The 22,678-nt window shown below is 32.0% G+C and carries 23 protein-coding genes; 5 read left to right on the plus strand and 18 right to left on the minus strand.

Going from position 1 to position 22,678, the window contains the following annotated elements; genetic code table 11:
- Positions 1-2: 2 nt before the first annotated feature.
- The gene (locus tag AAEO58_RS02205) at positions 3-458 is read right to left on the minus strand and encodes a hypothetical protein (protein WP_341681535.1); all 456 of its coding nucleotides are present in this window, start codon (positions 456-458) and stop codon (positions 3-5) included.
- Positions 459-566: 108 nt separating this feature from the next.
- Here AAEO58_RS02205 and AAEO58_RS02210 point away from each other — a divergent pair, with 108 nt between their 5' ends.
- A complete protein-coding gene (locus AAEO58_RS02210) occupies positions 567-2,648 on the plus strand; it encodes a prolyl oligopeptidase family serine peptidase (protein ID WP_341681536.1) in 2,082 nt (693 codons plus the stop codon).
- On the opposite strand, the gene AAEO58_RS02215 is transcribed toward AAEO58_RS02210, so the two are convergent.
- The 17 genes from AAEO58_RS02215 to AAEO58_RS02295 all read right to left on the minus strand — a co-directional run bounded on the left by AAEO58_RS02215 (position 2,645) and on the right by AAEO58_RS02295 (position 17,810).
- Positions 2,645-3,073 (minus strand): GNAT family N-acetyltransferase, encoded by a 429-nt coding sequence (locus AAEO58_RS02215; protein ID WP_341681537.1) that lies wholly within the window; start codon positions 3,071-3,073, stop codon positions 2,645-2,647. The genes AAEO58_RS02210 and AAEO58_RS02215 overlap by 4 nt on opposite strands.
- 1 nt (position 3,074) lies before the next feature.
- Positions 3,075-5,417, minus strand: a complete 2,343-nt coding sequence (locus AAEO58_RS02220) for a S9 family peptidase (protein ID WP_341681538.1) — start codon at positions 5,415-5,417, stop codon at positions 3,075-3,077.
- Positions 5,418-5,520: 103 nt separating this feature from the next.
- Positions 5,521-5,886 (minus strand): hypothetical protein, encoded by a 366-nt coding sequence (locus tag AAEO58_RS02225; protein ID WP_341681540.1) that lies wholly within the window; start codon positions 5,884-5,886, stop codon positions 5,521-5,523.
- 113 nt (positions 5,887-5,999) lie between these two features.
- On the minus strand, positions 6,000-6,761 hold the full coding sequence (locus tag AAEO58_RS02230; RefSeq protein ID WP_341681541.1) for a hypothetical protein: 762 nt from the start codon (positions 6,759-6,761) through the stop codon (positions 6,000-6,002).
- Between the two features lie 84 nt (positions 6,762-6,845).
- Complete coding sequence (atpG, locus tag AAEO58_RS02235) at positions 6,846-7,703, minus strand: ATP synthase F1 subunit gamma (RefSeq protein ID WP_341681543.1); 858 nt, start codon at positions 7,701-7,703, stop codon at positions 6,846-6,848.
- Between the two features lie 73 nt (positions 7,704-7,776).
- Entirely contained in the window at positions 7,777-9,354 is a 1,578-nt protein-coding gene (gene atpA, locus AAEO58_RS02240) for a F0F1 ATP synthase subunit alpha (protein WP_133608824.1), read from the minus strand.
- A 23-nt stretch (positions 9,355-9,377) separates the two neighbouring features.
- The gene (atpH, locus tag AAEO58_RS02245; RefSeq protein ID WP_341681546.1) at positions 9,378-9,911 is read right to left on the minus strand and encodes an ATP synthase F1 subunit delta; all 534 of its coding nucleotides are present in this window, start codon (positions 9,909-9,911) and stop codon (positions 9,378-9,380) included.
- A gap of 4 nt (positions 9,912-9,915) precedes the next feature.
- On the minus strand, positions 9,916-10,416 hold the full coding sequence (locus AAEO58_RS02250) for a F0F1 ATP synthase subunit B (protein ID WP_341681548.1): 501 nt from the start codon (positions 10,414-10,416) through the stop codon (positions 9,916-9,918).
- Positions 10,417-10,502: 86 nt separating this feature from the next.
- Positions 10,503-10,697, minus strand: coding sequence for an ATP synthase F0 subunit C (locus AAEO58_RS02255; protein WP_014165720.1), 195 nt, complete (start codon positions 10,695-10,697; stop codon positions 10,503-10,505).
- A 38-nt stretch (positions 10,698-10,735) separates the two neighbouring features.
- Entirely contained in the window at positions 10,736-11,893 is a 1,158-nt protein-coding gene (atpB, locus tag AAEO58_RS02260; protein ID WP_341682353.1) for a F0F1 ATP synthase subunit A, read from the minus strand.
- 109 nt (positions 11,894-12,002) lie between these two features.
- A complete protein-coding gene (locus tag AAEO58_RS02265; RefSeq protein ID WP_341681575.1) occupies positions 12,003-12,374 on the minus strand; it encodes a hypothetical protein in 372 nt (123 codons plus the stop codon).
- A gap of 3 nt (positions 12,375-12,377) precedes the next feature.
- Positions 12,378-12,599: an AtpZ/AtpI family protein gene (locus AAEO58_RS02270; RefSeq protein WP_341681577.1), complete on the minus strand. Its 222-nt coding sequence runs from the start codon at positions 12,597-12,599 to the stop codon at positions 12,378-12,380.
- Between the two features lie 33 nt (positions 12,600-12,632).
- On the minus strand, positions 12,633-12,986 hold the full coding sequence (locus tag AAEO58_RS02275; protein WP_341681579.1) for a bactofilin family protein: 354 nt from the start codon (positions 12,984-12,986) through the stop codon (positions 12,633-12,635).
- A gap of 17 nt (positions 12,987-13,003) precedes the next feature.
- Entirely contained in the window at positions 13,004-15,628 is a 2,625-nt protein-coding gene (gene porW / locus AAEO58_RS02280) for a type IX secretion system periplasmic lipoprotein PorW/SprE (protein WP_341681581.1), read from the minus strand.
- 107 nt (positions 15,629-15,735) lie between these two features.
- Positions 15,736-16,401, minus strand: a complete 666-nt coding sequence (locus AAEO58_RS02285) for an aspartate kinase (RefSeq protein ID WP_133608838.1) — start codon at positions 16,399-16,401, stop codon at positions 15,736-15,738.
- 62 nt (positions 16,402-16,463) lie between these two features.
- Positions 16,464-16,823: a YraN family protein gene (locus AAEO58_RS02290; RefSeq protein ID WP_341681584.1), complete on the minus strand. Its 360-nt coding sequence runs from the start codon at positions 16,821-16,823 to the stop codon at positions 16,464-16,466.
- Positions 16,824-16,853: 30 nt separating this feature from the next.
- Positions 16,854-17,810 carry a S66 peptidase family protein gene (locus AAEO58_RS02295; RefSeq protein WP_341681586.1) on the minus strand — a complete coding sequence of 319 codons (957 nt, stop codon included), beginning with the start codon at positions 17,808-17,810 and terminating at the stop codon, positions 16,854-16,856.
- Positions 17,811-18,048: 238 nt separating this feature from the next.
- Between AAEO58_RS02295 and AAEO58_RS02300 the strand changes: the two genes are divergently transcribed.
- From AAEO58_RS02300 to AAEO58_RS02315, 4 genes are all read left to right on the plus strand, one after another.
- Complete coding sequence (locus AAEO58_RS02300; protein ID WP_341681587.1) at positions 18,049-19,182, plus strand: hypothetical protein; 1,134 nt, start codon at positions 18,049-18,051, stop codon at positions 19,180-19,182.
- Positions 19,183-19,231: 49 nt separating this feature from the next.
- Entirely contained in the window at positions 19,232-21,289 is a 2,058-nt protein-coding gene (gene metG / locus AAEO58_RS02305) for a methionine--tRNA ligase (RefSeq protein WP_341681589.1), read from the plus strand.
- Positions 21,290-21,353: 64 nt separating this feature from the next.
- Complete coding sequence (locus AAEO58_RS02310) at positions 21,354-22,040, plus strand: HAD family hydrolase (RefSeq protein WP_341681591.1); 687 nt, start codon at positions 21,354-21,356, stop codon at positions 22,038-22,040.
- A complete protein-coding gene (locus AAEO58_RS02315) occupies positions 22,037-22,660 on the plus strand; it encodes a CatA-like O-acetyltransferase (RefSeq protein WP_341681592.1) in 624 nt (207 codons plus the stop codon). Before AAEO58_RS02310 ends, AAEO58_RS02315 begins: the two co-directional genes overlap by 4 nt.
- Positions 22,661-22,678: the final 18 nt, after the last annotated feature.

Genomic DNA, 22,678 nt, shown 5'->3' on the forward strand with positions numbered 1-22,678 from the left:
AATTAATTCTTTGGTTTTGTCGAAGGATAAAGCAACATTGGTTTTTCTTTAACTTCTTTAATAGTTTGACGAATTTCTTTTCCGTTTTTAAAAAAAATTAAAACGGCATCTTTTTCGGCTAAGGTTAAAGCATTTTTTGTACTGGTGTAAATTTTGGTATCATCACCTTCAAACTTTTGTTGATTGCCTTCGGTTTTTATTCTTGCAATAAAATGTAATGCATCTTGTTTTTCAAAAGGCGATTCATGCCCTCTAAAAATTACTTTTTTTAGTTCAATTCCTTCGCTTAATTCGGTTTTTAAATCAACGTAAAAATTGATACCGCTTCCACCACCTCGAACACCAGCAACCCAAGTTTCATAAGATGCCGATAAATTGTTTTCTTGCACTATTGTTTCAGTTGTTTTACAAGAGATTAATGTTGTGGCAAAGAATATGGTTAAAATATACTGAATCATAATAAATTTCGTTTTGATAAAGTTACTGAATTTATTATTGCAAAAAACAATCCAAAAGCATTGTTTAGCATAATATTTTAATACTTTCGCAAGACTATTTGTAAGATTATGACACGATTTTTATTTGTACTCCTTTTTGTTACTGCTACCATTTTTTCTCAACAAAAAATTGAAACCAAAAAAGTTCTCTCAACCCTTTCAAAACACGGAATTACGATACAAGACGATTATGCTTGGTTAGAAAACACTTCTAACAAAGAAGTTGCCGATTGGGTAACATTACAAAATAATTTTAGTGAAGAAAAACTATCTGAATTGGCTAAAAATTATAATTTTTCATTCAAAATAAAAGATTATGATTATTTGTCTACGAATGGATTGCCGGGTAAAAAAGGGAAATATTTTTACAACACCTATAGAGTAGATAAAAACAAACCAAGCGTTTTATATTACAGAGAAAGTTTAAATGATTTAGGAAAACCGTTGGTTGATCCGTTTGATGTTTACAAAGATGCGAATGTAGTTTTATCTGGTTATTATCCTTCCAAAAATTCCAAATATTTGGCTTTTAAAATTAGTCCTAATGGAAGTGATAGACAAGAAATTAAATTTAAAGACTTTGCCAACAAAAAATATCTTGATGATGTTTTAACCGATATTAAATTTTCTAATGTTGCTTGGAATGACGATAAAGGAGTTTTTTACAAGAAAAATTCAAACAAAGAGTTCTTTGCAAAAGATTCTACCTATCAATTATACTATCATAAAATTGGAGATATTCAAAGTAAAGACCAATTGGTTTTTGATACTTCAAATACAAAATCAAACTTTAGTTTTTTTACCAAACAAAATAAATTATTTATTGTTGAAACAAGCGAAGATGAAACTACTAAAAACTACTATTATTCCACAATTGAAAACGAATCATTTCAATTTAAAAACTTCATAAAAGATGACAAAAGTAATCTTGAACTTTTAAATATTATTAACGATAAGTTTTACTTTTCGGATGAAAAATATTCTTGGGGAAATATAAGTTATTTTGATATAAATAATAGAACAGAAAATACTGTTTTAATTCCTCAAGTTTATTCTCATTTACTTGTTGGAGCCACATTTTTAGAAAATTATATTATTTGTAAGTATGACAATATGGGCAAATATTACATGTCTATTTATGATTATACCGGAAAATTTATTCGAAAATTTGAAGCACCACACAATATGGATTTTCAAATTAGATTTTATGACGAAAAAACAAATGAACTTTTTGTTACGTTTTATTCTTACACCATTTCTTCATTAAATTACAAGTTGAATATTACTACTGGAGCTAACGATATTTATTTTAATGATTTTATTCAACCAAAACCAACCTTATTCCCATTTAACTATTTTGAAACCAAAACGATTACTTATAAAAGTAGAGACAATAAAGATATTCCGATTGTAATTATTCACAAAAAAGGAATTGAGCTTAATGGAAACAATCCCACTTTATTAAGAGCTTATGGCGGTTTTGGAAGTGTTAGTAGTCCAAATTATGACACTGGGTTATTGCATTTTTTAGAAAAAGGTGGTGTTTATGCCTTTGCGAAAGTTAGAGGTGGTGGCGAAAAAGGAAAAAACTGGCACAAAGAAGGAAAGGGATTGAAAAAAATCAATTCGATTAACGATTTTGTGGATGCTGCTGAGTTTTTAATTCGAGAAAAATACACCAATCCAAATAAATTAGCCATTAATGGTGGTTCACATGGTGGATTGGTCGTTGGAGCTGCAATGACACAACGCCCTGATTTATTCAAAGTCGTTATTTCTGAAATGGGAAGATTAGATATGGCTACTCTTGATAAATACACTTCTGGAATACATCATTTCGATGAATATGGAAATCCAAATAATAAAGAAGAGTTTCAATCTTTGATTTCTTATTCGCCTTATCACACGATTAAAGAAGATATAAATTATCCAACTTGTTTAATTATTACTTCTGAAAACGACGATAGAGTTCCGCCTTTTCAATCGTATAAATTTGCGGCTAGATTACAAAATAGAACTGCACAGAAGAATCCAATTTATCTGAAAGTAAATAAAACGGCTGGTCATTCTGGAAACATTTCAAGCTACGAGAAAAGAGTAAAACAACAAAGCGAATTTTATAGTTTTATTTGGGAATACTTGAATAATTAATCCTTCAAATATTTCACAAAATGAAACCCTTTCGGCACAAAACCATGATTCATGTAGAATTTTTGGGCGCCAAAATTGGTCGTATACGCATCTAAAGCAATCATGTTACAATTTTCATCGATTGCTTTTTGATTGAGATATTCGGTCATGATACTGCCAATTCCCTTGGAACGAAAATCTTCATGAACCACCACATTATCCATTTCTAGATATTTACCACTCCACAATTTAGTTCCAATCCAAAATCCAGCTAAACCCATGGTAATTCCGTTTTCCACTACAATTAATTGTTTGTAATTATGTGGAATCATTTTATCTAACAAATCGCCATAAATTTCAAGTGTATAATCGGGATATAGTTGTTTTATGATGGATAATTGCTCCAACATTTCGGCTTTAGTTCCTAATTCAATTAACTGTGGCATTTTATTTTTGTAATAGATTTTCGTTGAATAAGTCTAAAATTCTTCGGTATTCGTCAACCCAAGAATACGTTCTTTTAAATCCGTGGGCTTCCACTGGAAATACAGCTAAATCCCAGTCTTTTTTACCCAATTCTATAAATCGTTGCGTTAAACGAACAATATCTTGGAATTGTACGTTATCGTCTACCATTCCGTGCAACATTAACAATTTGTCTTGTAAATTATTCGCAAAATAAATTGGCGAACTTTTCTTATATGCTTCAGGATCGGTTTCTGGGAAATTTAAAATGTTTGATGTGTAACCGTGATTGTAATGCGCCCAATCGGTTACCGAACGTAAAGCGGCTCCAGCTTTGAATTCACCTGGTTCTGTCAACAAAGCCATTAATGTAATAAATCCACCATACGAACCGCCGTAAATTCCAACTCGATTAGCGTCAATTCCTGCTTTTTCTACTAAATATTTCTTTCCATCTAATTGATCGGATAAATCTTTTCCACCCATGTGTCGGTAAATTCCCGTTCTGAAATCGCGACCGTAACCATCGCTGGCTCTGTAATCGATATCTAAAACCGTGTAGCCTAAATCGGTAAGTAAATTGTGAAACATGAATTCTCTGTGATACGTGCTCCAATAATTGTGTGCATTTTGCAAATAACCTGCGCCGTGAACAAAAATGACTGCGGCTTTGTTTTTGTTTTCTACTTTTGGTTGGTATAAACGGGCATAAACTGTCGTTCCATCTTCCGCTTTAAATGTGATAACTTCTGGTGTTTTCCAGTTGTATTTTTTGAATTCTGTCGTAGTTGAAAACGTAATTTGTTTCAAATCGGAATTTGGTTTGTTAGCTCCAACGTACAATTCCCAAGGTTTATTTTTATACGAATAGCGCACCAAAAGTGTTTGTTCGTCAGGAGATAATTCCACTTCGTAGTTACCATCATTCGTTAAAATTCCGGTCATTTTTTTAGAAGCGATGTCCAATTTATAAAAACTTCTGTTTCCTGGATGCGTTGTTGTCGTGGTGATGTAAAATGATTTGGTATCATTCGATAATTGAATATTTCGAACTTCCCAATTGCCTTTTGTTAACGCTTCCTTTTTCTTGGTTTTCAGATTGTACGTGTACAAATGCGAAAAACCAGTAGCTTCCGATTGAAAATAAAAAGTCGAATTATCAATAAAACCTAAAGTTCCGCTACTAAAACTATAGCCTGGAATTCCAGGTCCGCCAATCCATGCTTCGTCATGTTGATGATCTAACTCGGTAATTTTTCCTGAAACTAAATCCAATTGTACAATCCAGCGGTGTTTGTTGTCTTGACTTCTGATTTCTAACACGGCATTTTTTCCGTCTTTGCTATACACTGGACTTTGCATTACTACTGGAATATCATATTCCGAATCGTCTTTTAAATTTTCATATTCTTGATAATATTTTGGTGCTTCTTTGATTCCTGTTAAATTGGAAAACGAAACGTAATACGTAGTATCTTTTTCTACATTGAAAATTCCGAATTTGTGCTTACTGAAATTTTTATCGGATACTTTTTCGCGAGCTTTTTTACTTTGAGTAAATCCATCATCCGTAATAAAATGTTCCACATTGGTCGAAGCTTGTGTTGGATAATCTGAAGTTCTAAAGGTTACAAATTTTCCGTCAGGCGAAACTTTTACTTGTTCTAAAGAAGATTTATCATAGAAAATTTCTTTTGGAAACTTCTCTTTTTTGGATTTGGATTGCGCTTCATACCAATCGTCTGCTTTTGCTTCATCGCGAACAAATTGAAACAATTCTTTTTGTTGATCTTTTAGAAATGAATCTTCTTCTTTTGACGATTTATTTTCTTTTCCAGTTCTAAAATTCGTTAATTGAACAATCGAAAAATCTTTAGTGTTGAATTGATATACATTACGATTTTGCTGAAAAAAGATAATATTAGGATCACTACTTCTTTGAACAGAAGCAATTCTATCTGCTAATTGAATGACTTTTTTAATCTTTTTTGTGGATTTGGTATACGCATACAAAACGCCTTGATTGGTATAATACACCACATCATAATCTTTCTGTGTAGCCATAAAATCCAAATCATAAATAGGATTTGAAGTCGTTACTTTTTGAGGCGATTTACTTGATTTGTTCCAAAAATAGGTGCTGTTATCGACTTCATTATTCGGATTCCAATCAAATAAAACGGTTTGCCCATCGATAGACCAACGGTGATTATCAGGCTGGTGCCCGATGAATTCGTCGCCTTTCATGATGTCTTCTAAACGAAGATTTTGAGCATTACCAAAAAAGGTGAAAAGTAGTAAGAAGAAACAGCAATATTTTTTCATTGGAAAATAGTTTGTATTCTTACAAATATACCAAAAAAAAGAAGTTCCGATTATTAGAGACTTCTTATAAATATGTTAATTGTAAATCATTTCTTTAATGAAATTAAATTTTACTTTCATTGTAATTCTTCTTTAATAACTCAAATTTACTTCTAGGATAAAATGGACTTATTCTGACGAAAATTCCTGATTTTAAAGTAATTTTCCCTTTTTTTAATGAACTAATATCATTGTAATCAATTTTCTTTTTCTCTAGGTAAAGACCATTTTTATCAAACTCGAAATGTTGGAAATTAAATATCTTATTAAAAAAAATAAACAAATAGATAGCCATGAAAATAAAAAGCAAAATAGTTGAATCATATTCTTCAGTTAATAAGCTAATTATAAAAAATATTGCAATAAATATTCCCATGAATATTATAAAAAAGCGAAAATACTTTACAAATTCATTAAATATTTTATCCATACTGATCTCTAATGTTTGATTATTTTACAAATATAAAACAAAAAAGTCCCGAATAAATCGGGAAATATTTCTTTGTGGGCACTGAATGCAATTCAGCGCAATCAGGATTTTTTTTAATTTTTACATTTCAGTTTTACAGAATTGGAAATTAAAATTCCATGAAAAACTTCATATCCGTTTTTATTTAATTCTTTTAATTGATCCTTGTTTAAAAAATCCAAAATCATTTTTTTATCCTGTTTAAATCCTAACCTAAAGTCATATTCATTTTTTGAATCAAGAAAAATAAAACTATAATCTCCAATTAAAGAATTATTTCTATCGTTTAAAATGGGTAAATAAACTACGCTTCTAAAAATTCTTGATTCATTTGGCTGTAATGTGATTAAATTTTCATTAAACAAACTTTCTCCATAATTGATGTATTTATCAGAAAATTCATTACTCAATATTTTTAAATTCTTTTCATTGCAATCATCTTTAAAATTTGATGTTCCTATTTTATTTTGAGACATATCATAATCAATATTCAATAAAAAATTTAAACCTCCTAAATTTAAATCTAACTTGTTTTCAAATTCATTTTTATAAATACCTGCAAATGATTCAATTTTTTTATAGTCCAGAAAAATAACATATTTTTTATCACTAACATTTGTAATTTTAAAATCAATTCTATTAAGGGCTTTTTCTCTCTGTTCGTCAGAATACACAACAATTTCTGACTTAAGTTGTTCGGGATTAACTTGAATAAAGTTGATTTCATTATTTAATAACTCGAATTCCAAATCCTCTTTTACAGAAGACTCTGTTGATTCAGCTTTTTCTTTACAACCAAATAAACATATTAAAATTATAACAAATATAAATTTCATACTATTAAAGATTTATCATCCTCACAAATATAAAACAAAAAAGTCCCGAATAAATCGGGACTCTTTATAATATCTGAATTAAAATTAGTTATTCAAAGCTTCTGCTCCACCAACGATTTCTAAGATTTCGTTTGTAATAGCTGCTTGACGCGCTTTGTTGTATGTTAATTTTAATTGGTCTCTTAATTCTGTAGCGTTATCGGTTGCTTTATGCATTGCTGTCATACGTGCTCCGTGTTCTGCTGCAAATGAATCTCTAATTGATTTGTATAATTGTGTTTTTAATGATTTTGGAATCAAAGTCAACACAATTTCTTCTTTAGATGGTTCAAAAATATAATCAGAAGCTACTACTTCGCCACCAACAATTGGAGCTAAAGGTAAAAACTGTTGTGTTCTTACAATTTGAGTTGCAGCATTTTTAAATTCGTTATAAACGATTTCGATTTTATCGTAATCACCTTTCACAAATTTATCCATTAATTGTTGTGCAATATCAGAAGCATTTTCGAAAGTTAATTTGTCAAAAATAACATTGTTAACTTCGATTACGTTGTTAGTTTTACGTAAAACATCGTTTCCTTTTTTACCAATAGCAAAAATATCTACTTGTTTTCCAGCATACGTATCAGCAACTGCTTTTGCTTGTTTAATTACATTGGTATTAAACGCACCACACAAACCTCTGTTTGAAGTAATTGCTACGATAAGTACTTTTTTCACTTCTCTTTGAGCTGTAAAAGCACCACCAACTTCTCCTTCAAGAGTTGCACTTAAGTTTTGTAATAGCTCAGTAAGTTTTTCTGCATACGGACGCATTGCTGTAATAGCATCTTGCGCTTTTTTTAATTTTGCAGCAGAAACCATTTTCATCGCCGATGTAATTTGCATCGTAGATGAAACAGAAGTAATCCTATTACGTATTTCCTTTAAGTTTGCCATGTTTTTATAGTAATTAGTAATTAGTGAATAGTAATTAGCTCTTCACTAATCACTATTCACTTTTCACTGAAAATTAATTATATTTTGCTGAAATTTCTTTCGCTACTTTTTCTAAAACGTCAGTGATTGCGTCATCAAACTTACCTGCTTTAAGTGCGTCTAATGTATCTCTGTGTTTAGCGTTTAAGTATTCTAAGAAATCTTTTTCAAATTCTTTTACTTTTACAACTGGTACATTTCTTAACAAGTTTTTAGAACCTGCATAAATGATAGCCACCTGATCTTCTACTGTAAAAGGAGAGTTTAAACCTTGTTTTAAGATTTCAACGTTTCTTTTTCCTTTTTCAATAACGTTTAAAGTTACAGCATCTAAGTCAGAACCAAATTTCGCGAAAGCTTCTAATTCACGGAATTGTGCTTGGTCTAATTTTAAAGTCCCTGATACTTTTTTCATTGATTTAATCTGTGCATTACCTCCAACACGAGATACAGAAATACCTACGTTAATAGCAGGACGAACTCCAGAGTTGAATAAATCACCATCTAAGAAGATCTGTCCGTCTGTAATCGAAATTACGTTTGTTGGGATATATGCAGAAACGTCACCTGCTTGTGTTTCGATAATTGGTAACGCTGTTAACGAACCACCACCTTTAACGATTCCTTTGATAGAATCTGGTAAGTCATTCATGTTTCTAGCGATTTCGTCGTTGTTAATTACTTTACAAGCTCTTTCTAATAAACGAGAGTGTAAGTAGAAAACGTCTCCAGGGTAAGCCTCACGTCCTGGTGGTCTTCTTAATAATAAAGACACCTCACGGTAAGCAACTGCTTGTTTAGATAAATCATCATATACAATTAAAGCTGGACGACCAGAATCTCTAAAATACTCACCAATTGCAGCACCTGCCATAGGAGCATATACTTGCATTGGAGCTGGATCAGAAGCATTTGCAGCAACAATAACTGTATAAGCCATTGCACCTTTTTCTTCTAACATTTTTGCGATTCCTGCTACAGTTGAAGCTTTTTGTCCAATTGCAACATATATACAGAATACAGGTTTTCCTGCATCGTAAAATTCTTTTTGATTTAAGATGGTATCAATACAAACTGTTGATTTACCAGTTTGACGGTCACCAATAACCAACTCACGTTGTCCTCTACCAACTGGAATCATAGCATCAACTGCTTTTACTCCTGTTTGTAACGGTTCAGTTACTGGCTGACGGAAGATAACACCAGGAGCTTTTCTTTCTAATGGCATCTCGAATAACTCACCACCGATTGGACCTTTACCATCAATTGGGTTACCTAAAGTATCCACAACACGACCTACCATTTGTTCTCCTACTTTAAGAGAAGCAATACGTTGTGTTCTTTTTACTGTAGAACCTTCTTTGATTCCTGTAGATGGTCCTAAAAGTACCACCCCAACATTGTCTTCTTCTAAGTTCAATACGATAGCTTCTAATCCGTTTTCGAATTGTACTAACTCTCCGTATTGAGCGTTTGATAATCCGTAAACACGAGCGATACCGTCTCCAACTTGAAGTACTGTTCCAACTTCTTCTAACGATGCACCAGATTCAAAACCTGATAATTGTTGTTTTAATATTGCTGAAATTTCAGCAGGTTTAATTTCCGCCATTTTGATATATCTTTAATGGTATATTAATTACTAAACTCTCTTTTTAAATTTTGCAATCTGCTTGCAACAGATGCATTGTATTGTTTGTCGCCCATTCTTAAAATAAATCCTCCAATGATAGCAGGATCTACAATGTTTTGAATGGTAATATTTTTATTTGAAAACGATGCAATTTTTGCCAATACTTTAGCTTCTAACTCAGGCGTAATTGGGAAAGCGGTAGTTACCTTTGCAATCTCAATTCCGTTAAGTTCATCGTATAAAGCATTGAATTGTAAAGCAACATCATTTAATAATTCAAATCTTTTGTTTACTAAAAGCAATTGAAATAATCCTTTTGTCTCTTTTTGAGCAGAAGCAAAAATTTCGTTTAAAGACGAAAATTTAATTTCACCTTTAACAACTGGACTTTGCAAGAAATCTTTTAACTCAGCGCTGTCTTTAATTGCGTTAACAATTGAAGTCATATCTGAATTTACAGCTTGTGTGCTGTTGTTCACTTGGGCAATGTCCAAAATGGCTTTAGCGTATCGAATTGCTGCTCTAGTTCCTGCCATGATATTAGTTTAATTTAGCGTCACCTAACATTTTCTCAACTAATTTAGTTTGAGCTTCTTTGTTAGATAATTCTCCTTTTAATAATGTCTCAGCAATTTCTAATGACAAAGAAGAAACTTGATTTTTCAATTCTGCCATCGCTGCATTTTTCTCACTTTCGATTGTTGCTTTCGCAGATTCAATCATTGCTGCTCCTTGAACTTGTGCTTCAGATTTAGCATCAGCAATCATTTTTTCTTTGATTTCTCTTGCTTCTTTAATCATCAAGTCTCTTTCAGCTCTTGCTTCAGCTAATAATTTTTCATTATCCGCTTTAAGATTTTGCATGTCTTTCTTAGCGTTTTCAGCTGCTAACAAAGCATTTGAAATTCCTTCTTCACGGGCTGCTAAAGCAGTTAAGATAGGTTTCCAAGCAAATTTAGCTAATAATACAATTAATATTACTAAGATAATAGCTTGCCAAAAAAACAAACCATAAGAAAAATCGTTAATTAACTTCTCCATTTATATAGTCTTTATAAAATTCTTTTAAATTACTGTTTAATTAAACAACACTTGTAGCCAACCGCTACAGGTGTTGTTTTTTTTAATTAAGCTCCTAAGATTAAAGCACCGAATGCTAAACCTTCTAATAACGCTCCAATGATAATCATTGCAGTTTGGATTTTTCCAGCAGCTTCTGGTTGACGAGCAATAGCGTCCATTGCAGATCCACCGATTTTACCTAAACCTAAACCAGCTCCGATTACGATTAAACCAGCTCCTACTAAATTTGGAATTGTCATGATAATTGATTTATATAATTAAACAAAATTTATACTTATTAATGGTGATCGTCGTGATGATGATCTTGTACTGCCATACCTATAAATAAAGATGACAACATTGTAAAAATATACGCTTGTAAAAACGCTACTAATATTTCAATAACCGAAATAAACAAAGTTAACGCTAAAGAAACTGCTGTAGCTCCACCCACTGTTAATTGTTCTTTCATTAAAAATACGATTGCAATTAATCCCATTACTACTGTGTGACCCGCTGTAATGTTAGCAAAAAGACGAATCATTAATGAGAAAGGTTTTGTGAACATTCCTAACACCTCAATTGGAGCTAAGATAATTTTCATTGGTACAGGAACTCCAGGCATCCAAAAAATGTGTCCCCAATAATCTTTATTCGCACTGAATTGTGTAATAAAGAAGGTAAATAAAGCCGCACATAAAGTGAAAGCGATATTTCCTGTTACGTTAATTCCTAGCGGTGTTAATCCTAATAAGTTTAATAACCAAATTAAGAAGAATACCGTTAACAAATAAGGCATGAATTTTTTGTATTTTTTCTCACCAATATTTGGTCTAGCAATTTCGTCACGTACATATAATACAAGAGGCTCTAGTACTCTACTGAAACCTTTTGGTAAACTGTTATGTCCGTTTTTGTATGTTTTTGCTAATCCAACAAATAAAAAGAATAAAATTGCAGCAGTAAGAATCAACGATACTACATTTTTAGTCATCGAAAAATTCAAAGGCATTTTGTTTGTTGGGTGATGGTGATCATCCATAGTTAAATCACCCGCAGCATTGGTTTCGTAAATTTTTCCGTGGAATAATTTATAGAATTTACCATCTTCTTCAGCAACCGTTTCGCCATAATGGAATTTAGAAGCTGAAAAAACTTTCAATCCTCCGTCAATTAAAATTACTGGAAGTGGGAACCCATAATGTTTACCTTCAGCCTCATCAGCAAAAAATGTAAAATAGTAATCGTCTTGAAGGTGGTGCTGAATATGAGCATTAACAACTTCTTTTGGCGATTTCGCTCCTTCTGCGTGCTCTCCATGCGCTTCAACTTCTGTTGCGGCAGGTGCTGTGGCTACTTGTAAAGAATCAGTAGTTTCACTTGCAGAAAAAACCATTGAACTTGTTAAAAACAATATCGCTGTTAAAATGGAAATGGGTTTCCTTAAAATCATCATAACTATAATTCTTATGTTTCCTAAAAATTTTTGCAAAAGTACAATTTTAATTAATATTCCAAGTTTCTTGAATACATATTTTTTAAAGAATTATCGATTTTTCAATCCTTTATCTTTTTTTGTTTAATAATCTTATTACAAAATAGGCATCTAGACATAAAAAAATTAGAAAAGCGATGAAAAAATTAATTTTTAATTCTTTTGCGATAACCGTTCCTTGAAACAAAAATTGGGTAACAATCACATAACTCAGAATCACTTTTGCAGAGGTTAATCCTAAAAAGGCATACCCTAATTGTTCTTTTGCTTTTTTATCAATTTGAAGCAACGCTAATAAAACAAGCGCCGTTAAAACAGCCTGACTCACATAGGAAACCAAAAAGTTGGACATATTAAAATTTGCATCCAAAAACTGAGCGATTCCAAAATGAATTCCAAAAAGTATTCCGACTACTATTACTGCCTTGGCATAAACTGACATATCTTATTTATTTTTATTTATTTGATTCACTTGACTTATTACTTGATAAATGGCGATGAATACTCCAATTAATGTAAATATCTTAAAATTGGTTTCTTCTACATTACTATTCGTTTCATCTAACCAAGATCCTAAGTAGGAAAATCCAAAAATAACTAATCCCATTTGAAATGGGATAGTGATTAGAGCTAACCATTTATTAGGTTGTCTTTTTTTGGAATCCATAGAATTTAGGATTTATTTTGTTTCCTACTAAATTTATGAACTACGCATTTCACAACTAGCTTCAAATCGAGCTCCTGGCTCTACGGCAAGTTTCCCAACGATTACTTCTCCTGTTATGTGCGCTTTTGATTTTACATTTAACATGCCTTCGGCCTGAAGTTTTCCAGAAAAAACACCTTCGATATCGATGCTTTTACAAATGATATCGCCAATAACTTCTCCTGTAGGACCAATTACTATTTTTCCTTCGGAAGTAAAATTACCTTTTAGTTTTCCATCTAAACGAAAATCTGCCAAAGTAGTGATGTCTCCAGTAATAGTAGTTCCATCTACAATTCTATTGGTTTTGCCTAATAAATGATCTTGGTTTTTCACTTTTTCAAACATATTAATAGGTATTGGGGTTATTTATTTAACAAAATCCATTCTTGCAACTTCTTCTTCATCTGTACAATCTTGTAATCCTCTGTTGAAATGATATGAACTTTGTCTGTTACTTTATAATTTTTATGCAATTGTAGTACCGATAACACTGATATCGCAGCATCTTTATTGTCAAAACCATGAATTACAATAAAGTTATCGGTTAAGGTATAAATATCTTCAGACGATTTTAACGCTACTGCATTGGTGTCTTTAATGTATTTTGTTACTTTATCTGTTAGATTTTTGACTTCTTTTCCGTAAGGATACGTTTTAGGGAAGATAATTTTGTAACTCGTTGGTTGAGCTAAACCGAAATCAAGTGCTTCAATTAAAGGCACTTCCATTTGCACCATTTTTTCGGCTTGTTTTCCTTCATCAACATTAGGATATGTAAGTGCAACAAAATTTAATACTTTTTTGTATTCTTCAACCCCTTTTAATCTTCCTACTATTTTCGCTTTAAGCATTTCAAATTTCGGCAAAGATTCTTCACCTGCAAATCTAAAAATGGCTTCGTCAACTTCTACAAAAACTTCTCTTAATTGATTGTTTTCAAACTTCTTATACAAAGCATTAAATACCAATTCTGGATTATCGTTATCTGTAATTTCAACTTCTGGATTATTCAAAATTTGAGCATAACGACTTTCAGGGTATTGCGACAAGATTTGTTGTTTCATATCTGCCGCTTTTGAAGGCGAAATTTGCTGATAGATTTTATACAGATTATACATTGCTGGAAGTACCAAACGCTCTTCTGGTTTGTTTTTTAACAATTGCTCTAAACGAGAAGCAGCCAATTCGTATTCTTTAAATTTTTCTTTGTAGATAAGTCCAAGTTGATAATAAGCAAAGTTTCGGTCTTTGGCTAAACTATCTAAAAATTTTGAGTCTGTTGGAATTTGAGCTAAATAAAATTGTGCATCGTACTTTGGATTGATTTCCTTTTCTGCAACTGAATCTTTTTGATCAACATCAATATTTTCATCGTCAGCATTATTCAAATCTTTTGCGTTTTTTGAACCTAATCTCCAATCATCGGCAAGTGGTCGTTTTCCCCATCTTGCCTGAAATTCTTTCTTACCAAGTTCTACCGCCACCGGATTATAAAAATAAAAGCTGTTTCCGTTACTATCAGTATTCATTCCTGGAGGCACCATAGGAGAAACCCCCATATCAATAACCTTTGTATCCTTTTTCCCAGAAGTATTTACATTTACCGAAGAGTTATTATTAAGACTTGCTTGAAGATTAGCTTCTTTCTCTGCTTTTGCGGCGGCGATTTTAGCCTTTTTCTCGTCTTCAATTTTTAATTTAGCGATATACTTTTGATAATATAGATTCCTGTCAGAATCATTCATTGCTACAACCGATAAAATACTATCGTTTTGTTGTGCAATAGTCTCATATTTAATAACATCTTCTAAATTATCTCTTTTTTTCTTTATTTTTCGATATTCACGTGTTCTATCGTTTAATCGTAATAAAGTACTATCGTAATATTTACCTGCTGTTTTGTATTGGGCTTCTTTAAAATAAATTTCTCCAATATTTCTATAATTTGAAGAAACTAAATAGCTGTCTTGTGAAACCGATTTTATCGATTTATTATAGTACCATTTTGCCTTTTGATTTAAGCCTTGCTTGTCATAAAAAATTCCCATTTGATGATTCAAGACATCCAAATAAGGTCGGTTTTCTCTATCCTCTAAAAGTTTATTGAATTTTTCGACAAACGCTAATGTATCGCCTTTTTTATAATCAAATTGCAGTGCTTGTTTAGCATGCGATTGAACAACATATCTGCGTGGCGATTTTCTATTCATGTCAATTACTTCCTGAAAAGTCGCATAAGCACTGTCATTATACTGAAGATTCTCGTATAACTGTCCTAAAATAAAAGTATAACGTGCTTTTTCTTCATTGTCGTTAGTGGCTTCTTTTGCAACTTTTAAAGCAGCAATAGCAGTATCTTTAACTTGAATATTCATGTAAGCTTGTGCCAACATTGCATTAGCATCTGCTAAATCTTGACCTTGAATTTTATCGTCTTTTAAAAGTCTTTTCAGATTTTTGATAGCAACATCTTCGTTATCTAATCGAATATTAACTTTCTCACGCCATACTTTTGCGTGATAAATTCGGTCACTCAAAGGGTATTTGTATAGAATGTAATTTAATGCTTCTAAAGATGGGATAAATCGATTTTCGTAATAACGAGCCTTTGCTAACAACAAATACGCTTCATCCATTTGCGGATTTTTTTCAGTTCCAGCAATATTCATGGAATGCGTTTGAATTGCTTTTACTGCTTTTTCTTCGGCACGTTCAAAATTTTGGTTCTTTGTTTGACCAGGTAAAATAGCCTCTTCAGCATCTGATGTTCGCTCCACCGGAAGGACTTCCCAAAAATTGTCTTTATAGGTTGTTTTTAATTCTTCTAAACCTTTGGTTAAAGCCAAATTTCCGTTATATAAAACGTTATATTCGGTAGTAACAGCGTGAAAATTGCGATTAATAAATTTATCTTTCTTGACAGAACATGCTATCAAAAAAAACAAAAAACCTACGACAAGAGAGTATTTAATTATGGTGCTTTTCAATGTAAAAACGTTTTTGTACTTAAACTACTAAAATCACTTTTTAGTATGTATAGAATGGTAAAAATACGTTTCTTTTTTTGATGTGAAAAAAAATAGTAGACTTTTTGTTAATCAAACACGTTTTTAAGGTCTTTTATCACCTTAAATGCCACATCAATTTGATCATCGCTAACAATAATTGTAAACTCGTTTGTTGTTGAAATTACTTCGTGAATGATAATTCCTTCCCAAGCTAATCTTTGAAAAATATAGTAGTAAACTCCAGGAGTTGAAATGTTTTCTTGTGGTAATTTTACCGTGATAGAAGAAAGATTTTCAATCTTGTGTGTTAGTTTTTCATTCTTAAAAATAGCTTCAACCATTGGCTCAACCGAAGTACTGGTTACAATATTGGTTTCATTTACTCCACGAGATGAAGTGTAAAAAATATCTTGTTGCTTATTAATTTCAGAAATTAGTTTAGCCTGATTGTCTAAAAGGGTGTCCGAAATTACGTAAGTGAAATCTGTTAACGAAGAACGAACCGTGATTTCGCCAATATTTTTTAAGACCTTTGAAATTTTATAGTTGATTTTAAAATCCAACTCTTCAGAAAGTCTTTTTAATGACATAACTACTGCGCCTTGTTTTACATCTTTACCTAAATGCGCTTCTAATTCAGGCATCATAATACGAGCTAAAGAAGTTAAATTAATAATTCCTTGCGAAAGCGAACTCAATAAAAAAGGCTTAGATTTAATGTATTGCTCTACTACTGAAGATATTGTTTTCATGTTTTTAGTTGTTTGTTGGGCGCAAAGATAAAAACAAAAAACAATTTGTTACAAATTTAACATTAAAAATAATAAAATGCTTCTTCGATGTGTTCTATAACAAATTCTGTATTTTCTTTGTGAATGGCAACAATATCAAATCGCACTTCAACATCTAAATCGTTTTGGGTAACGTATTCATTTATAGCTTTTACCAATAATTGAATTTTCTTAGGCTTTACAAATTCTTGTGGCAAACCAAAATCTAAACTCGAACGCGTTTTCACTTCAACAACTGCCAAAATATTTTCTTTTTGAGCAATAATATCAATTTCAGCTTTATCAAAAACCCAATTCGTTTCTAAGATTTCATAGCCGTTTTTTTCTAAGAAATCAACTGCTAATTCTTCTCCAAATTTTCCTAAATCATTGTGTTCCGCCATTTGTTAAAGTATTCAGAATTTAGTGTTCAGTTATTTGAAAGACAAAATCACTTCTTTTTCGTTCACTTCAAAATCTACTTGTTTTCCAAGAATCAAAGTTCGATTGTCTTTTTGATGTCCCGCTGGAAATTCAAACACGATTGGAATGTTATATTCTTTGGCAATTGCAGTAATAATTTGCACTTCATTTTGCCCAAACGGAATTTCGTTATCGTGCATATCGGCCATACTTCCCACAATAATTCCATTTACATTTTCGAAATAGCCATTGCGTTTTAGGTTGTACATCATTCTATCAATGTGATACAAATATTCGTCCAAATCTTCAATAAAAAGAATTTTTCCTTTCGTATCAATCGATGATTTTGAACCCAATAAACTATATAAAATCGAAATATTTCCTCCTACTAATTCGCCTGAAGCTTTTCCTTTTACATCATATGGTTTTGATGGAATTGTATACGAAATCGCCTCTCCAAAAAGTGCTTTTCGCAGCGTTTCTTTTACTTCTTCTGGCGCTTTTGGAACTGTAAATGGCATAATCGAATGCAAAGTCGCCACGCGTTCCACGTTCAATTGACTGTGCAAAACAGTAACATCAGAAAATCCCATAATCCATTTAGGATGCTTTTTGAATTTAGTAAAATCTAACGAATCTATTATTCGAACCGTTCCATAACCACCACGTGCGCACCAAATGGCTTTGACATTGTCGTCATCCATCATTTCTTGAAAATCGGCAATTCTTTCGGTATCGGTTCCGCCTAATTGACAACTGTCTAAACCTATGGTTCTGCCTAATTTGGCTTTCAATCCCCAAGATTCTAATAATTCAATAGCGGGTTTTGCATCTTCTGGAAAAAATTTACGAGCCGTACAAACAATAGCAACTGTGTCGCCTTTTTTAAGATAAGGTGGAATTTTCATTTTCTTTTGCGAATGAGAAAAGTTTGAAATTAAAATAAGTACTAAAATAAATCTATACATCGTCAGATTTTATTAACTCAAAAGTAAACAAAATCCAATTAAAATTCGGGATTTCATCACTAATCGATTATTTTTGATGCATTTTCGAACAAATACTTCCAAATAATAAATGATTTACTTAAAAAAATATTGGCTTTATTTCTTTTCAATTATAATATTATTCTGTTTTTTTAAAAACAATACTGATGTAGGAATTCCTTATTATTATGTAACGGAATCGCTAATAATTGGAAGGTTAATGGAAAGTGAAAGATCGGGTATATTATCCTATTCTGGTTTAACAGGAATGCTTAAAAGTGATCCAAAAGATGAAGAATTCAAAAAAAATTCAATTAATCAATTTAAACTATTAAAAAATAAATCAGAGAGAGAAAAATACAAAGCATATTATACATACAATTCTCAAACTGGTGGACAAGGAATGGTATATGCGTCTTTTAATAAAATTTCTCCTTTTAATTTAGCTACCAATATTGAAATTCTTAAAAACTTTACTTTACTGCTAAACTCTTTTGTTTTTAGCATTTTTATAGCTTGGAGTAAAAGAAATTTTGGATTAATTCCTGCCATAGCAGTACTTTTCTTTATTGCAATTTCTAGTTGGATTTGGCTTTTTGCAGCAAGTTTATGGTGGTGTCTTTGGGCGTTTTATATTCCTTTTCTAACCATGTTGTTGTCATTGGAATTTTTTAAATCAAGTCCTGTAAAAATTTTACTTTTAACTTTTATTAGTATTTTTTTTAAATGCTTTTTTAATGGGTTTGAATACATTACCACAACCCTAATTGCTGTTTACTCACCTATAGTTTTCTACTACATTAAGGACAATAAAAAAATAAATGATTTTATTCTTTTTAGCTTTAAAACAGGAGTTGTTCTTATTGCAGGAGTTATAGCGGAAATGTTTATTTTATTGCTACAACTAAAATATCTGAAAGGAAGTTTATTAGAAGGAATTCATCATATTTTGTATTCCTACAACACAAGAACGGCTAGTGTTGTAATTGAAGGTAAAACTGCCGAAATTTCAAACAATATTTATCTTCAAATTTTAATGAAGTATGTTTCAGGTGATGCTTTTTCATGGATAAAACCAAGTGTTCCTTTTATTCTTCTTCTAATTCTAATTTTTACCACAAGTCTTTTTCTGTTAAAAATAGATTTTAAAAAACACAAAGCCATTGTTTTTACATCCTGGTTTTCTATAATTGCTCCATTATCTTGGTTTTTATTATTTATCCAACATTCTAACGTTCATTATCATCTAAACTTTATAGTTTGGTATATCCCTTTCTTGCCACTTGGTGTATTATGTTTTGGCGTTTTAATCAATATTTTTATCGAAAGATTTACTAAAAGTATTTTTGTATGAGAATAAAGATAAAATTGTTCCCTATTTTTGCATCAAATTTTACGATGATATGTTAGAAAATCCGAAAAGATATACGATTACAGCGGCTTTACCTTATACAAATGGTCCTATTCACATTGGACATTTAGCAGGTGTTTATGTTCCTTCAGATATTTATGCAAGATATTTGCGTTTGCAAGGAAAAGATGTGGCTTTCATTTGCGGAAGCGACGAGCACGGTGTGGCGATTTCAATGAAAGCGAAAAAAGAAGGCATTACACCTCAACAAGTAATCGATAAATACGACGGAATTATTCGTAAATCGTTTTTAGATTTCGGAATTTCTTTTGATAATTATTCAAGAACTTCTTCGGAGATTCATCATAAAACAGCTTCAGAATTTTTCAAAAAATTATACGATAACGGCGATTTCATTGAAGAAACTACCGAACAATTATACGACGCAAAAGCGGACCAATTTTTAGCAGATCGTTTCGTAACTGGAACTTGTCCAAAGTGCGACAATCCAGAAGCATACGGCGATCAATGTGAAAAATGTGGTTCGACTTTAAACGCAACCGATTTAATTAATCCGAAATCAACTATTACAGGTGAAACTCCAATTTTAAAAGCTACCAAACACTGGTTTTTACCTTTAAATCGTTACGAATCGTTCTTAAGAGAATGGATTTTGGAAGGTCACAAAAACGACTGGAAACCAAATGTGTACGGACAAGTGAAATCGTGGGTTGATGGTGGTTTAGAACCAAGAGCCGTAACGCGTGATTTAGATTGGGGAATTGATGTTCCAGTTGAAGGTGCAGAAGGAAAAAAATTATACGTTTGGTTTGATGCGCCAATTGGCTATATTTCATCTACCAAAGAATGGGCAGCTCGCGAAGGAAAAGATTGGGAACCGTATTGGAAAGATGCCGATACAAAATTGGTACACTTCATTGGAAAAGATAATATCGTTTTCCATTGTATTATTTTCCCAGCGATGTTAAAAGCAGAAGGAAGCTACATTTTACCTGATAATGTACCAGCAAATGAATTTTTAAATTTAGAAGGAAACAAATTATCAACTTCTAAAAACTGGGCGGTTTGGTTACACGAATATTTACAAGATTTTCCAGAAAAACAAGATTCGTTGCGTTATGCATTAACGGCAAATGCTCCAGAAACCAAAGATAACGACTTCACTTGGAAAGATTTTCAAGCAAGAAATAATAATGAATTAGCAGCGATTTTTGGAAATTTCATCAATCGCGTAGTGGTTTTAACCAATAAATATTACAACGGAATTGTTCCAGCTCCAAACGAATTTTCTGAAGTTGACGAACAAACATTAGCCGAATTAAAAGCGTATCCAGCCGTAATTTCAAGTTCAATTGAGCGTTACCGATTTAGAGAAGCATTAGGCGAATTAATGAATGTAGCTCGTTTAGGAAATAAATATTTAGCGGATGAAGAACCTTGGAAAATGATAAAAGAAAATCCGGCAAGAGTACAAACGCAAATGTATGTAGCATTGCAAATCGCTTCGGCTTTAGCGGTTTTATCGGAACCATTTTTACCTTTCACGGCTAAAAAATTATCGAATATTTTAAAAATCAACGCTTTAGGTTGGAACGATGTTACTACTAAAACAGACTTGTTACCAGCAGGACATCAAATTGGTCAAGCCGAAATTTTATTTGCCCAAATTGAAGATGCCGAAATCCAAAAGCAATTAGAAAAATTAGAAGCAACTAAAACCGCAAATAAAGTGGAAAACGCAAAAGCTGAACCGCAAAAAGATATCATTACTTTCGAAGATTTCGCTAAAGTAGATTTACGAATTGGAACCATCATCGAAGCTGAAAAAATGCCAAAAGCTAACAAATTGTTAGTTTTAAAAGTAGATACTGGAATTGATGTAAGAACTATCGTTTCTGGAATTGCAGAGCATTTTACACCGGAAGAAGTCATCGGAAAACGCGTAACAGTATTAGTAAACTTAGCACCAAGAGCTTTACGCGGTGTGGAAAGTGAAGGCATGTTATTATTAACCAACAATGCAGAAGGCAAATTGGTTTTCGTAAATCCAGATGCGGAAGGTGTAATTAATGGTGCGATGATTTCTTAAAAATAACCGCAGATTCGCAGATTTATATATACAATCTGTGAATCTGCGGTAAAAAACAATAACTATGAACCCAAAAATAATCGCTTTCGACGCAGACGACACTTTATGGCACAATGAACCTTATTTCGATGAGGCACAAGAACGCTTTTGTGTTTTGTTTCAAGATTATGCTTCGAGTCAGGAAATTTTGGGATTGATATTGAATCATCAAGTTAAAAATTTGCCTTTGTATGGTTTCGGAATTAAAGCATTTACATTGTCAATGATTGAAACTGCTTTGCAATTGACTAATCATAAAATTTCGGGAAAAGGAATTGAGCAAATTTTAGCTATTGGGAAAGATTTACTTCAAAAACCAGTCGAACTATTACCAAATGTTACCGAAGTATTAGAACAACTAAAAGGAAGTCACAAATTAATTGTTGCTACAAAAGGCGATTTAAAAGACCAACATCGCAAATTGCACGATTCAGGAATTGGCGCTTATTTTCATCATATTGAAGTCATGAGCGACAAAGCAGAATTGGATTATGAAAAAATGTTAGGTCGATTAGATTGTAAAGCCGAAGATTTTCTAATGATTGGAAATTCATTAAAATCAGACGTTTTGCCTGTTTTAAATATTGGCGGACATGCGATTCACATTCCGTATCACACGACTTGGGAATACGAGAAAATTGATTTTGAAATTGAGCACGATAATTTCAAATCGTTTACCAATATTACGGAAATTTTACCCTTACTAAAATGAAGCAAAAAATAGACATCTCTAATTGGAATCGAAAAGAACACTTTGAATTTTTCTGTACTTTCGAAGAGCCATTCTTTGGTATTACAACACCAATTGATATGACTATTTCTTATGAAAAGGCGAAAGCCATGCAAATTCCGTTTTTTGTTTATTATTTACACAAAACGATTGCTGCCGTTAACCAAGTGGAAAATTTCAGATATCGAATTGAAGGAAATGAAGTAGTACTTTATGACGAAATTGACGCTTCTTCGACAATCATGCGAGAAGACAAAACGTTTGGGTTTTCGTTTATGAAATTTCATTCCGATATTCATGAGTTTGCTAAAAACGTACAAACTGAAATTGAAAGAATTCAAGTTACACCAGGCCTTTTTACAAGGGAATTTCCTGAAAACATTATTCACTTTTCAGCAATTCCATGGATTAATTTTACTGGATTAACGCATTCTCGAAGCTATACGTTACCAGATAGTTGTCCAAAAGTTTCTTTTGGAAAGTTAATGACTGAAAACGATAAAAAAACAATGGCAATGACGGTTTTAGCACATCATGGTTTAGCAGACGGTTATCACATGGGATTATTTGTAGATGCTTTACAAGCGGAATTAAATAAATAAACCACCGACAAAAGTCGA

The sequence above is a fragment of the Flavobacterium helocola genome (assembly GCF_038289885.1).
Taxonomy (GTDB): Bacteria; Bacteroidota; Bacteroidia; order Flavobacteriales; family Flavobacteriaceae; genus Flavobacterium; species Flavobacterium cheniae.

Excerpts from the sequence above, each read along its gene's own strand:
- AAEO58_RS02205 (WP_341681535.1), bottom strand. The coding sequence starts at position 458 with ATGATTCAGTATATTTTAACCATATTCTTTGCCACAACATTAATCTCT.
- AAEO58_RS02210 (WP_341681536.1), top strand. The coding sequence starts at position 567 with ATGACACGATTTTTATTTGTACTCCTTTTTGTTACTGCTACCATTTTT.
- AAEO58_RS02215 (WP_341681537.1), bottom strand. The coding sequence starts at position 3,073 with ATGCCACAGTTAATTGAATTAGGAACTAAAGCCGAAATGTTGGAGCAA.
- AAEO58_RS02220 (WP_341681538.1), bottom strand. The coding sequence starts at position 5,417 with ATGAAAAAATATTGCTGTTTCTTCTTACTACTTTTCACCTTTTTTGGT.
- AAEO58_RS02225 (WP_341681540.1), bottom strand. The coding sequence starts at position 5,886 with ATGGATAAAATATTTAATGAATTTGTAAAGTATTTTCGCTTTTTTATA.
- AAEO58_RS02230 (WP_341681541.1), bottom strand. The coding sequence starts at position 6,761 with ATGAAATTTATATTTGTTATAATTTTAATATGTTTATTTGGTTGTAAA.
- atpG (WP_341681543.1), bottom strand. The coding sequence starts at position 7,703 with ATGGCAAACTTAAAGGAAATACGTAATAGGATTACTTCTGTTTCATCT.
- atpA (WP_133608824.1), bottom strand. The coding sequence starts at position 9,354 with ATGGCGGAAATTAAACCTGCTGAAATTTCAGCAATATTAAAACAACAA.
- atpH (WP_341681546.1), bottom strand. The coding sequence starts at position 9,911 with ATGGCAGGAACTAGAGCAGCAATTCGATACGCTAAAGCCATTTTGGAC.
- AAEO58_RS02250 (WP_341681548.1), bottom strand. The coding sequence starts at position 10,416 with ATGGAGAAGTTAATTAACGATTTTTCTTATGGTTTGTTTTTTTGGCAA.
- AAEO58_RS02255 (WP_014165720.1), bottom strand. The coding sequence starts at position 10,697 with ATGACAATTCCAAATTTAGTAGGAGCTGGTTTAATCGTAATCGGAGCT.
- atpB (WP_341682353.1), bottom strand. The coding sequence starts at position 11,893 with ATGATGATTTTAAGGAAACCCATTTCCATTTTAACAGCGATATTGTTT.
- AAEO58_RS02265 (WP_341681575.1), bottom strand. The coding sequence starts at position 12,374 with ATGTCAGTTTATGCCAAGGCAGTAATAGTAGTCGGAATACTTTTTGGA.
- AAEO58_RS02270 (WP_341681577.1), bottom strand. The coding sequence starts at position 12,599 with ATGGATTCCAAAAAAAGACAACCTAATAAATGGTTAGCTCTAATCACT.
- AAEO58_RS02275 (WP_341681579.1), bottom strand. The coding sequence starts at position 12,986 with ATGTTTGAAAAAGTGAAAAACCAAGATCATTTATTAGGCAAAACCAAT.
- AAEO58_RS02285 (WP_133608838.1), bottom strand. The coding sequence starts at position 16,401 with ATGAAAACAATATCTTCAGTAGTAGAGCAATACATTAAATCTAAGCCT.
- AAEO58_RS02290 (WP_341681584.1), bottom strand. The coding sequence starts at position 16,823 with ATGGCGGAACACAATGATTTAGGAAAATTTGGAGAAGAATTAGCAGTT.
- AAEO58_RS02295 (WP_341681586.1), bottom strand. The coding sequence starts at position 17,810 with ATGTATAGATTTATTTTAGTACTTATTTTAATTTCAAACTTTTCTCAT.
- AAEO58_RS02300 (WP_341681587.1), top strand. The coding sequence starts at position 18,049 with ATGGAAAGTGAAAGATCGGGTATATTATCCTATTCTGGTTTAACAGGA.
- metG (WP_341681589.1), top strand. The coding sequence starts at position 19,232 with ATGTTAGAAAATCCGAAAAGATATACGATTACAGCGGCTTTACCTTAT.
- AAEO58_RS02310 (WP_341681591.1), top strand. The coding sequence starts at position 21,354 with ATGAACCCAAAAATAATCGCTTTCGACGCAGACGACACTTTATGGCAC.
- AAEO58_RS02315 (WP_341681592.1), top strand. The coding sequence starts at position 22,037 with ATGAAGCAAAAAATAGACATCTCTAATTGGAATCGAAAAGAACACTTT.